This is a genomic window from Pelagicoccus albus, assembly GCF_014230145.1.
GTDB classification, from domain to species: domain Bacteria; phylum Verrucomicrobiota; class Verrucomicrobiia; order Opitutales; family Opitutaceae; genus Pelagicoccus; species Pelagicoccus albus.
On sequence record NZ_JACHVC010000012.1, the window covers coordinates 256,282 to 268,804 of the forward strand.

Below are 12,523 nucleotides of genomic sequence, written 5' to 3' on the forward strand. Positions count from 1 at the left end.
CAATTTTTAGAGTTTCCCGGGCATATTCCTCTAAAAGTCGACCACAAACCTAGCTAAGCATCCACTATACTGCTTGCGGGCGGCCACCAGGATCCGAAGTATGGATCTCGGATGTCCCACACTCAGACCGAATCCAAAAGTCTTTTGGCCCTGGCAATCACGGGTCTTGTTTGCTGGGGGTTCGCTCTTTACCTACCCTTGAGCCAAGTCTCCAAGTTCGGACTCATCAATTTGGGTCGCCTGATTTCCGTTGGGGAATCCTTTCGTAACAACGGCCAGCACATACTCGCATTGGTAACCGACCTGACCATCGTGGTATTCCCAACGTTGCTATTCCTGCTTTTGCCAATCATCGTAATCTCCCAGAATCGAACCTCCCCCGTGCCCGGAGCACGCTTCGCCTTCAGTATTTGCGCCGCAGGCAAGGAATGGGCCATGCCGGAAGTTCTGATGCTCTCGGCACTCGTGGCCTTTATCAAGTTAGGCGACCTCGCCACAGCTGAATTCGATACTGGTTTCTACTTTCTTTTGGCAAGCTCCCTGATCCTCATTTATTTACTGCGAGCCGTTAGGCTTCCAAAGCCTAGATTGAGAGGAAGCCGAAATGCAGCGTGGGCTTTGCTCATCTCAGCAACGATTCTTTTGGTACCCGCAAACGTGCTGCCGATCATGGAGGTACGAAGCGTCAGCGGAACCTCGAGAAGTACAATTATCGGCGGAGTTGCAGACCTCTCGGGACATGGGCTCTGGGGAATAGCCAGTATCGTATTTATAGCTTCGATACTCGTACCTTTCGGAAAGATCGGCAGCGTAGCTTGGCTGCTATTCTCGGAGAAAAATTCAGCAACCCTTGAAAGGCAAAACCGTATCCATAGAGCTTTGCACGTTATCGGGCGTTGGTCCATGCTGGATATTTTCCTCATCGGAATACTGGCAGGTCTCGTGGATTTTGGAGCGATCGCGACGATTCAAGCCGGCCCCGCCGCTCCCGCCTTTGCAGCTTCTGTTGTGCTTACCATATTGGCCCTGAACAAAGTGGATCATCCGAACTTTCAATTGCAGACACAGCCCACACCATGACAGAACCCCATTCCAACTCCAAGTCATCGCTACTCATCTGGGTAGTGCCTCTCGTCGCCCTTCTGGTCGGTGGATACATGATCGTAAAGGATCTACAAGAGCAGGGTCCTACCATAACCATAGTCTTTGAGGAGGGATCTGGTCTGGAAGCAGGAAAGACAGTCCTTCGCTACAAGGGACTCGCGGTAGGCACCGTGGAATCCGTGGCCTTGACGGGGGATCTATCAAAAGTGGAAGCCACCCTGCAGTTGCAGAAATCAGCGAAAGGACTGGCTCGGGAGGGTTCCAAATTTTGGATACTCCGTCCGGAAATCGGACTGGAGGGGATCACAGGGTTAGACACCTTGATTAGTGGCCCTACGATTCAGGTCTTGCCAGGCGTAGGACCCAACCGAAAACACTTTACGGCCTTAGATCGAGCCCCACTCAAAGGAAGCGAAGTCGGCTACACTTACCTCCTCTCTGTAGACCAACTGGGCTCCCTGAAAGTCGGCTCACCCGTTCTATACCGCCAATTCAAGGTAGGCGAAGTGGTTGCCACCTCATTAGCTCCAGACGCGACCGGCATTCAGATCAAAATACAAATAAACTCTCCTTACGACAAACTGGTCCGGACCGACTCTATATTTTGGAACGCAAGCGGGATAGCTCTTAAAGTGGGACTTCTGGGAGCAAAGATCCAAACCGATTCCCTACAATCGGTATTGGCCGGAGGCATTATGTTCGCCACCCCAGAAGGGAAGGAAGGCCTATCCCCCCTCGCCTCTGAGAACACGGAATTCATACTCCAACCCGAATTCGACGAGGAATGGCTAGAGTGGCAACCAAGCATCGAGCTGGATTTGTAATACCGCTTCGCTGCTTTGATTACCTCACTAGTTTACTGGAAGCGGTTAGAAGACCGAGAAGGATATAGATCACTGCAGGCAAGCGTACCCAAAATCCAGACACGCTACCTCTCCTGAGTTTAGAGGTCAAAACGCCTGACAGGAGTGCCCAGGCACTATCACCCAGATATCCAATCGCTACGAAACTCACTCCCAAAACGAGAAGCTGGCGGGGCACGTTTCCCGCTTCGTGATTCACGAATTGGGGCAAAAACGCCACAAGGAAAAGGATCACTTTGGGGTTAAGCAAGGCGACCAATATTCCCTTTCGAAAACTGCCCTCCAACCGCTCGCTCGATTCTCGCTCAGCCGACGCCCCTTCTCGCGGGCCACTCTGCACAAAACTGCGGATACCCAAATAGATGAGGTAAGCTGCTCCCGCGTAACGCGCTAAATCCAGCCCCCAACTCGTCGAAATGATTAAAGCGGATACCCCAAACGCCGCAGCTATGGCATGACACAAATTGCCCAACCCGATTCCCGCGGCTGTCCGAAGCCCTACGCCAACGCCACCCGACAGGCTACGGGCGACGATAAACAAGACAGCAGGCCCAGGTATAGCCACTAAAGCCAAGGACGCTCCCACAAAAACGAGCCACTGTGATCCTTCAATCATCGTCCAAAGCTTTTGGCAAAGACCCAGAAGGGTTCCAGAATGAAATTGCCCGCCCTCGAATATTTGAGGACGGGCATTTCAGAAAATAGCTTTCAGCTGCGTAAGATTTTACGTCGATCAGTTCCAAAGGTCGGCATCGGCCGTGCCCCTCGGAGCAGGTTCAAAACTTGCAGACTCTTTACGCAGATCTGATTGCGAGAAGGAAGGCGTAGACATTGCGTCTGCAGGAGCCTCTGAGCTCTCTCCATTTACCACATGTCGCAAGGATGAGATCGCTCGTTCCAAAGTCGCAACTTGGCCAGACATCTCCACCGCGGCGGACGCTAACTCCTCACTACTGGAAGCAGAACTCTGTGTTACCGTGTCGATTTCAGTGAGGGCATGGCTCACCTGTCCCATTCCTTCCGATTGCATATCGGAGCTCTTTTGCAGCTGGATCAACAACTCATCAATGGAATGAACCTGCTGGGTAATCGATTTAAGCTCAGTTTCAACTTCCGTTGAAATGGCATTTCCTTCACTACTAGCCGTCACCGATTTTCCAATACGCCCTGCAGAATCTTGAGCAGCTCTTGTCGCTCTCATGGCTAGCTGACGAACCTCGTCTGCCACAACAGAGAATCCTGCTCCTGCTTCGCCAGCTCGAGCGGCTTCCACCGCAGCATTCAAGGCTAGAATATTGGTTTGGAAAGCGATCTCCTCGATCGTTTTGATAATGTTCGAAATCTCGCCACCTGCCGCGGCGATACTATCCATCGCGACTCTCAGGCTACCCATGCGATCGACAGCACGATCCACTCCGTTTCTCGCTTCACGGGCCACTCCCACTGCTTCGTCAGTACTGGAAAGGTTCCTTTTGGTAGCGCTCGAGATCTCCTCTATTGAAGCGCTCGTTTGCTCGAGAGCAGCAGCCTGACGCGAAGCGCCCTCTGCGAGTGTAGTACTGGAGTCAGTCACTTCGTGAGAAGCGCCAACTGCAGCAGTCGTCGAACGGGCAATGTCGCTGATGGCCTGCTCGATCGGACCAACTACCTTGGTTCGTAAGAGACGAGAAGCGATGTATCCAAATATCACGCAAATGGGCAAAACCCACATTAACACATCTCGAAAGCTCGCTTGTACTCCTGCGTAAATAGGCTCGGTGCTGGATTTAAGGACAAACGCGCCATGTACCTCGCCTGCCTTCCATCCTTCCATTTCGAAACCAAGGATATCCTTACCATCTCCCGTAAGGCTGTTACCTGGATCTCCGTGACAATAAAGGCAACCTTTGGAGAGAACGACCGGAGTCGCGTAAACCATATGTCCCGTTTCTTTGTCGTTCACAAAATACTCGCTCTTGGACCCATCCTCGAAATAGCGGAGGATCTCGGCTTCGCTTTCGTCAGGTTCATTGTCAGGATTCCGAGCCTGGAACTTAGGAGTCCGGAGTGTCACCCCTTCTTCTTCAGCTATCTCCTGGATAGTCTGCCAAGAGGCTACAACTGGAATAGTCTTATAGTAGGTTGTCTTTCTAAAATCGCTGGCTGTCGTCAGCTCGCTACTGAGGTGCTCCCTATCAAAGGCTTTGGCGTCTACAAGCTCAGACATGTGCTCCTTAACTGCGTTGGCCTGGGCAAGAATGGACTTCATGCGCTGCTTGCCCATATCGAGCCCCTGGCTCTCGATGGACTTGTACATGACTCCTAAAGAGGTGGCTACCACGAGAGCGACAAGGACGGATCCACCGACCAGAATTTTTGATGCGAGCTTCATTATTGGGGGAATTGTTCAATCAACTTTGGATACGCGCCACCTCGGATTAGGTAGGTGTCTCAATGATCTATCGTCCCCTACACACGCATGATGTAGATTCCCTGAGTTGGCCAACTCCCTTTTTAAAGCTTTTCTACAGGAGCTAGGAATAAAACCCTAACCCAATACCTAGGGCCAGCAAAGCACTCGTAAAAGGGATTCAGGAGTATTGTAAAAACCGATATACCTACAGCTGCAATCCGGCCGACTCAGCGTGCGAAAGGAAGCTTTCTTCTCTGCGGTCCAATACACGTCCCACCCAGGCGACCCCTACAGTAAGCGGATCTGGTACAGGGTCCAACTCCAACAGCCGAATCCTTCCTCCCGCCACGCATCCAAGCGATTCGCTAACAATCGATACTCCGAGCCCCGCCTCTATCGACGCAATCAAACTGCTCACACTTTCATGTTCTTCCGAGAGCTTGGGCCGATAACGAGCCGGTTCGAAAACCCGTCTCAAAAGATCTCCATATTCTGGATACTCCTCCAAGGAATAACCAATCAAATTCTCTTTTTTCAAAGCCCCCAAGGAGACAATCTCCTTTTGGTCCCAGCGGTGGGACAGCCCGACCGCGAGTCGAATCCTCTCTTCCCTGATTGCCCTGAACTCGAGCGATTGCGCCTTGCGGGCCTTACTCTCTAGCATAAAAGCGAAATCGAGCTTTCTCTCCCTCAGCCCAGCCAACATCTCCTCTGAGGACATGTCGTAGAGCTTCACTTTCACCTTCGGAAGCTCGGCCTGAAAAGCTCGAATCGTAGGCGGTAAAATACGCACTGTTAGAGAGGGAGCGTAGCCGACATGCAATTCTCCCGCCTCTCCTTCCGCAGCCTCCCGAGCGGCCGAAATCCCCTGTTCCAATCGCTCTAAAACCTCGCTTGCCTCATCCAAAAACACCCGACCCGCATCCGTCAAAGCCACCGACTTCGCGCTACGTTCCAAGAGGGCAAAACCGAGTTCCTCTTCCAAATCCTTGATCTGTCGACTCAAAGCCGGCTGGGAAACATGAAGCTTTTCCGCAGCTCGCGTCACGTTCTCCTCCAAACCCACTTCTATAAAGTACCTTAAATGCCTCAGCTCCATAAACGACAACAAGCATAACCAAAAGGCATGCTCAGGCAAGAATCATAGTATTTCACGCTTCACCTAATTTCTGTCAAACTAGGAACATGATGAACATTCGCAGATCAAACGAAAGAGGTCAGGCCAACCACGGATGGCTGGAGACCTACCATTCTTTCAGTTTCGCCAACTACTACGATCCGAACTGGATGGGCTTTCGCAGCCTCCGCGTGATCAACGACGACATCGTCATGCCAGCCAGAGGCTTCGGAAAGCACCCGCACCAAAATATGGAGATCATAACCTACGTGCTCAGCGGACAACTCGAGCATAAGGACTCCATGGGCAACGGCCGGATAATCCAAGCCGGAGATTTCCAATACATGGCAGCGGGCACAGGCGTTTTGCACAGCGAATTTAACCCTTCGCAAGACGAAGCCGTTCACCTTCTTCAAATCTGGATACAGCCCGATCGCAATGGAGTAACTCCACGTTACGCGGAACGTTCCATGGCAGACGCCGAAAGCGGGAAGTGGCATCTTGCTGCGAGCAAGACCGGCAGGGACGAGTCAATAGCCATCCATCAGGACGCAGATCTTTCCCTAGCCCGATTGAACAAGAGCCAGGAAATTGAATACACACCCAAAACTGGCCGCTACGTCTGGCTTCACTTAGCCGAGGGTTCAATCGAACTAAACGGAAAAACCCTCCAGGCAGGCGATGCTGCTTACTTTGATTCTCCTGAAATACTGAATATCGCAGCCAACGCGGATTCTCAAATCCTCCTTTTCGACCTGGCCTAATACGCCTCGCCAAGGGCTCCCGTACTTCGATGGACATTCTCCATCCACGGGGCGGAGCCTACCCTCCTCTCAAGAATAAATTAACTAATATCGTAATTAAAAATGAAGTACACTAACGCAATCCTCGCCACTTCTAACAGTGTCGCTCCACTCGTAGCTCGCCTCACCTTAGCCGTAGTAATGTTTCCCCACGGAGCTCAAAAGCTCTTTGGCTGGTTCGGAGGCTATGGCTTCGGAGGAACGATGGACTACTTCACCGATTCCCTTGGCATTCCTGCCTTCTTCGCATTCCTCGCTATCATAGCTGAATCAATTGGAGCCATCGCTCTCTTCGCAGGGGCTCTAAGCCGAGTCGCAGCTTTCGGTATCGGTATCACCATGACAGTTGCTATGTTTATGGCGCACACGGGCAACGGCTTCTTCATGAACTGGTACGGCAACCAGGCGGGTGAAGGCATGGAGTACCACCTTCTAACGATCGGCCTCGCCATATCACTCATGATTTCCGGAGGAGGAGCTCTCTCCGTCGACAAGGCAATTCTCGCTAAAAGCGAAAACTAAAAACTCTGGGCGAGCGGGCCTAGATCGACTGGGCCCGTTCGCCCCAACCTCCACCACCCGGTGTTTTCATCAAAAGGATAGAACCGGCTTCCAGCTCCCAACTTCCGTTTCCGGCAAGTTCCATTTGTTCGCCCTCTGGAGACACGACGAGCTGAATTCCACAAGCGCCGGGCTCGCCCCCTTCCATGCCAAAGGGTCGCTCGTTTCGACGTTGAGTGAGAAGTGATAACGTAACAGGTTCAAGAAAACGGATACGTTTCACAACTCCGTCGCCTCCACTTTGGCGACCTTTACCGCCCGAACCAGACCTGATAGAGAACTCCTCCACACGAACCGGATAGCGGAGCTCCATTATCTCCGGATCAGTCATAGCCGTATTGGTCATGTGGGTATGCACACCACTGGCCCCAGGTCGCGAGTCCGTCGCTCCTTCTCCCCCAGCTATGGTCTCGTAATAGCCGAAGGACTCGGTTCCAAAAATCAGGTTATTCATGGTGGACTGGCTGCAAGCCGCCAGTTTCAAGGCTCGTATGAGGCAGGAAACAACCAGCTGACTCACCTCAACATTTCCAGCAACAACAGCAGGACATTGCTTCGGATCACTTTCGAAACGGGGATTTAGCATTCCCTCTGGTATCCGAATATCCACCACCTCGAGAAAACCCTCGTTCAGCGGGAGATCTACATCGGCAAGGAGTCGCAACACGTAGATGGCAGCACTGGTCGTAATGGCGGGCGTAGCATTGTAATTATCTCCCTGCATCGCTGCAGTTCCAGTGAAATCAAGAAGCCACTTTGAGGAGCTCTGCTTGCTCAAACGAGCCCGCACGACGGCCCCGTTGTCCAAGCGCTCTTCGATCGTCTCCGTCTCGCCAAGCCCCTCCAACGCAGAACGTAACGCCGTCTCGGCCCGTCCTTTGAGCAGATTCATATAGTGCCCGACTCGCTCTACCCCCTCCTTCTCGCAAAGCACTCGCAATGCCTTTTGGCCGAGTCGGATCGAAGCGAGCTGAGCCGAAAGGTCTGCTACGTTCTCCTCAACCGATCTGCTTGGATAATGGCTATCTCGCAGCAGTCGGAGCATCGAAGGCCAATCAACCCCTTCAGAACTCGCCAGCTTGAAAGGTGAAATCACTACCCCTTCTTCAGCCAGGCTTCTTGCGTTAGGAGGCATGCTCCCGGGAGAGATTCCCCCAATTTCCGCATGGTGAGCTCGATTGGCCACATACCCTATCAACTTGTCTCCAGTTTCCGTATACACGGGTGCGATGAGAGTAACATCAGGTAAATGCGAGCCTCCAAACGCAGGATGGTTTGTTACCACAACATCCCCATCCTCGAGAGCCATCGCCTCAAGGACCTTTCGCACGCAAACACCGAGAGCTCCCAGATGCACAGGAATATGCGGAGCGTTCGCAACAAGATACCCTTTTGCATCCAGCATCGCGCATGAAAAGTCTTTTCGATCCTTCACATTCGTCGAAAACGCCGCCCTTTCCAGCAAGGCGCCCATGTCTCCTACGATTGATAAAAACCGGTTGGTAAACAACTCCAGCTCGACCACTTCGTTTCGCTCCCTTCGAACATCCGCTTCTTTGCTCTTCCGCATCAGAAGGGTGCCGTCACTACCCGTGCAAGCATTCCAATCCCGAGCGATATAAACGGTGCTGTGTGGTCCTTGCAAAACCTGAGGCCCCTCAAGCGTAGCCCCGCCGCTCGAAGACTCCTGCTGAGCAAAATGCTCCGACTCTAAATCATGTATACGACTTCTGGCTACAGATCGGATCGCGACGAGCTCAATAACTCCAGCCTCAGGCAAGAAGCCAAACTGGTTTTGATAGGCTGTCTGAAAGCGGCTTTCGATGCTACCGGTGTCACCTCCACTAATTTCAAGGATCGATTCCTGCCCCCGGTATCGCAATTCGTACCTCGGAGCGACGATCTCAATCTCCCGCCTTGCCACTCCATCGCCCAAGAGCTTCTCAATAGCATTTTGCTCTAACTCTCTGACCCAGTCTTCGATCTGCCCTTGGCAATTCTGCAAAGCTTCCAAAGGCTGCTTTTCAGCGAATTGCTCAACGGACGCTTGCCCCAATCCGAAGGCACTGAGCAGCCCGGCATCCTTTGGAAATATAACGGTATCCATACTTAGCATACTTGCCACATCGCAAGCATGCAAGCCGCCCGCTCCTCCAAACGCGACCAGGGCGTAATCAGCAGCGTCAAAGCCTTCCGCAGTGGAAATCTTGCGAATCGCTTCCGCCATAGTCTCGTTGGCTATCGCAAGGAAGCCTTCGAGCATGGCCGCTTTTCCCATTCGCTTCCCCGTGGCCTTTTCGATTTCATCGCCCAATTCCTCCAACTTCAGCTCAGCCGCATTTGGGAAAACCGGTATTCCGAATGCCTCCGCTCTGAGCCTTCCGAGCAGGAGGTTAACATCGGTAATCGCTAGCGGTCCGCCAGCTCCGTAACAAGCAGGTCCGGGACTCGCCCCGGCGCTATGAGGCCCCACTCTTAGCGCCGATCCATCAAACCAGCAAACGGATCCGCCACCAGCCGCAACCGTTTCTATTCGCAAACTTGGTGCATAGACGCGAGCCGCACCTATTCTCTGCTCAAAGCGATAGTCAAACTCTCCATCGTAGCGTGAGACATCAGTGCTAGTCCCCCCCATATCAAAGGCGATCGTCTTGTGGTAACCCACCTTAAGACCCGATCGAGAGGCTCCGACCACTCCGCCAGCCGGCCCACTCAACAGGCTGTCTTTCGGATGATAACTGCCCCTGCTCACCAATCCACCGGCACTTGTCATAATACGAAAACGACGGGAGACCTCATCTCTATCAGAACCAGCACCGTCCTCTCCAAGAGAGTTCGCCACGGAATTCAGATAGGATTCCATGATGGGCGACAGATATCCATCTACGACCGTCGTTTCTGCTCGCGGCAATAGCTTTACAAAAGGCGACAATTGACAGGAGACCGAAACAAAACGTACGCCCTCCTCCTTCAGTATTTCGAGGGCCCGTAACTCATGCTCCGGGTTCCGGTAAGAGTGCATGAATGCAATCGAAAATGCCGTCACCCCTTTTTCTAAAGCGCTTCTCGTGAACTTCCGGACGCCCTCTTCGTCCAAGGCTTCAATCTCGTTTCCTTTGTAATCAAGCCGCCCCGTTGCTTCATAAACTAATTCAGGAAGTGGATCCAGTTTCTGAATACCGAGCTCGAATAAACGAGGTCTCCTCTGGTCACCTATACCCAACAAATCCCGGAACCCACGAGTCGTTAGAAAAGCCGTCCTGGCTCCTTTGCGTTCCAAGAGAGCGTTAGTGCCTCGAGTGGTCGCCAAACGTAAGTCGATATCAGGCAAAGCCTCGTCGAGCCTGCAACCGGTCAAAAGTCTGGCTGCCAAGATGGGCGGCTCTTCTGGAGATTGGATTTCACACAAGTCTCCCGATACTTCAAGCGCCAGCTCAGCATCCAGCTCGACCAGACCAGACTCTGCATCCCATGATAGAATCTGGGCACTAAAACCACGACCCTTTCCGCTTAAAACCCTGAATTCGTATCCTCTGAAAAAATCCTGCGGGACGCGTTCGCTCTGCTCGATTTCTAGCTCACGATCGGATACCTTCCTCACAACGCGTCCTCGCACGCAACTGCTCGAAAGCACCTTGGCTCGCAAGGTTTGCCCTTTTGGATCAGTCGCAATGCAGTCCGTGAAGGTACCGCCCGTATCGATGCAAAACTTCCACATCCTAGAATGCAAAGGGATTACCGTTGCAGAAGGAAGCGTTAATTTGGCAAAGCGATTCCTACTCCTTGATTAAGTCAGTCTGCACCCGCCAAAGCTTGGCATAATGGCCATCAATGTGAATCAGCTCATCGTGCGTACCCGTTTCTATGATACGTCCTTTTTCTAACACGACAATTTTATCGGCCTTGAGTACCGTCGAAAGCCTATGGGCAATCACCAACGTCGTACGCTCTTTCACCAGATTGTCTACCGCCGCCTGAATTTTGGCTTCCGTCAAAGTATCTACCGCGGAAGTAGCCTCGTCTAGGATTACCAAGGGTGGATTCCTGAGGATAACTCTTGCAATGGTAAGACGTTGTTTTTCTCCCATACTTAGGCGTATCCCACGTTCACCTATAAGCGTATCCATTTTTTGAGGCAATCGGGAAACGAAGTCCCACGCGCAAGCGCCTTCCAGAGCTTGAATCAGCTCTTCTTCGGTGGCGTCTTCTCGAGCTAGCAAAAGATTATCCCTGACCGAACCATCAAAGAGGAAAGGATCCTGGGCAACCATTCCGATCTGCGAGCGAAGAGATTGCAAAGTCAGCTCTCGAACGTCTATCCCATTTATAGATACGCTTCCCTCGCTCACATCATAGTAGCGTTGCAAAAGGTTTGCGACAGTCGACTTACCAGCTCCGGTGTGGCCAACTAAGGCCGTCACCTTCCCTGCAGGGAGGATAAGGGAGAAATCAGACAAAAGGTTTGCCCGCTCCGAATAGCGGAAATCGACGGAGGAAAACTCCACTTGGAGCGGAGTCGAAGGGAAAGGTTTTGCGACATCGGGGTCCTTGATATCAATCGGAAAATCGAGCAGGTCGAATACGCGTTCGGCCGAAGCCTTGCCTGTCGCGAACATGTTGTTGAGCGAAGAGATCTGCGTAAGTGGCACATACAACATGTAACAAAAAAGCAAATACTCCACGAGATCCCCAGTTTTGAATGTTTCTGGTTCAGACAGTGTCAGGTAGCCGCCATAGCCGATTACGGCCACGGTACCGAGACTGACTACGAATCCGTTCAAGGGCCCTTGGATAGACCAGCGAAACATACCTTTCAGAGTGAAGGCCTTGAGCTCTTCGGCCTTGTCGGAAAATCGCTTTTTCTCCCGGTCCTTCAGAGCGAAAGAATTGATTAGCCTGTTCCCTTGGATGTCTTCGATCAGCAAAGAGCTCAATTCGCCCGAGGCGCGTCGCACATTACGCCAGTTGACGCTCTGGGTTTTGAAGTGTAGTCGAGACATCACGATGATGATGGGGATAGGCAGCACCATCAACCCAGCCAGCCTAGGCTCTGAAGCGAACATCATGGCACTGACTCCCAGCAGTGTCAGCAAAGCTGTACTTCCCTGTTCCGTGCCGTCCAAAATGACGCGCTCCACGTTTTGAACATCTTCGATGACTCTGGATGCGATATCGCCCGACTTGCGACTATCGAAATAGCGAACCGGTAAATCCAATAGCTTGGCATGCAAGTCGTGCCGAATGTCGATTAACACCTTTTGCTCCAGCACATTGTTGAGCCTGATTCGCATAGAGTTGAGAAACTCCCGCATCCCGTAACACGATACCAACAGCAAAACCCATAGCCAATAATTGCTTAAATCCGCCTGTTCGGTGATCCGATTCACAATCGCTCCAGCGATTTTCGGGACGGCCAAGAAAAATAGCGTACTGCCAATCGCGAGGGCGATCGTCCCCCAAAACATGAACTTGTACCGAAACAAGTAAGTCGAAACTCTCCAAATAGTCTTCATCGAGGCCCTCGATACACACTACACTCTCAGGTGATTCAAGCTTCATCCCGCCAAAGAACGGCTTCCCGCTACGCTCCCCATTGGACAAAAGAAACGGCCTGCCGATTCTCGCGACCGGCAGGCCTTCTTCAGTTGGTTGTTTTGGCTTAGTTGGTTGTTACTTAGCCTGG

9 protein-coding genes are annotated in these 12,523 nt (G+C 52.2%); 4 read left to right on the forward strand and 5 right to left on the reverse strand.

Annotation, left to right across the window (positions count from 1 at the left end; all coding sequences use genetic code 11):
- Positions 1-111 precede the first annotated feature (111 nt).
- Complete coding sequence (locus H5P27_RS10855) at positions 112-1,080, forward strand: paraquat-inducible protein A (RefSeq protein WP_185660411.1); 969 nt, start codon at positions 112-114, stop codon at positions 1,078-1,080.
- Complete coding sequence (locus tag H5P27_RS10860) at positions 1,077-1,928, forward strand: PqiB family protein (RefSeq protein ID WP_185660412.1); 852 nt, start codon at positions 1,077-1,079, stop codon at positions 1,926-1,928. Before H5P27_RS10855 ends, H5P27_RS10860 begins: the two co-directional genes overlap by 4 nt.
- Positions 1,929-1,947: 19 nt before the next feature.
- Here H5P27_RS10860 and H5P27_RS10865 read toward each other — a convergent pair whose 3' ends face one another.
- From H5P27_RS10865 to H5P27_RS10875, 3 genes are all read right to left on the reverse strand, one after another.
- A complete protein-coding gene (locus H5P27_RS10865; RefSeq protein WP_185660413.1) occupies positions 1,948-2,583 on the reverse strand; it encodes a LysE family translocator in 636 nt (211 codons plus the stop codon).
- A 117-nt stretch (positions 2,584-2,700) separates the two neighbouring features.
- Positions 2,701-4,338, reverse strand: coding sequence for a methyl-accepting chemotaxis protein (locus H5P27_RS10870; RefSeq protein WP_185660414.1), 1,638 nt, complete (start codon positions 4,336-4,338; stop codon positions 2,701-2,703).
- A gap of 226 nt (positions 4,339-4,564) precedes the next feature.
- The gene (locus H5P27_RS10875) at positions 4,565-5,458 is read right to left on the reverse strand and encodes a LysR family transcriptional regulator (RefSeq protein ID WP_281384307.1); all 894 of its coding nucleotides are present in this window, start codon (positions 5,456-5,458) and stop codon (positions 4,565-4,567) included.
- Between the two features lie 86 nt (positions 5,459-5,544).
- On the opposite strand from H5P27_RS10875, the gene H5P27_RS10880 reads away from it, so the two are divergent.
- Complete coding sequence (locus tag H5P27_RS10880) at positions 5,545-6,240, forward strand: pirin family protein (RefSeq protein ID WP_185660416.1); 696 nt, start codon at positions 5,545-5,547, stop codon at positions 6,238-6,240.
- 102 nt (positions 6,241-6,342) lie between these two features.
- Entirely contained in the window at positions 6,343-6,801 is a 459-nt protein-coding gene (locus tag H5P27_RS10885; protein WP_185660417.1) for a DoxX family protein, read from the forward strand.
- A gap of 19 nt (positions 6,802-6,820) precedes the next feature.
- On the opposite strand, the gene H5P27_RS10890 is transcribed toward H5P27_RS10885, so the two are convergent.
- Positions 6,821-10,558 (reverse strand): hydantoinase B/oxoprolinase family protein, encoded by a 3,738-nt coding sequence (locus tag H5P27_RS10890; protein WP_185660418.1) that lies wholly within the window; start codon positions 10,556-10,558, stop codon positions 6,821-6,823.
- Positions 10,559-10,616: 58 nt separating this feature from the next.
- Positions 10,617-12,353 (reverse strand): ABC transporter ATP-binding protein, encoded by a 1,737-nt coding sequence (locus tag H5P27_RS10895; RefSeq protein ID WP_185660419.1) that lies wholly within the window; start codon positions 12,351-12,353, stop codon positions 10,617-10,619.
- Positions 12,354-12,523 lie beyond the last annotated feature (170 nt).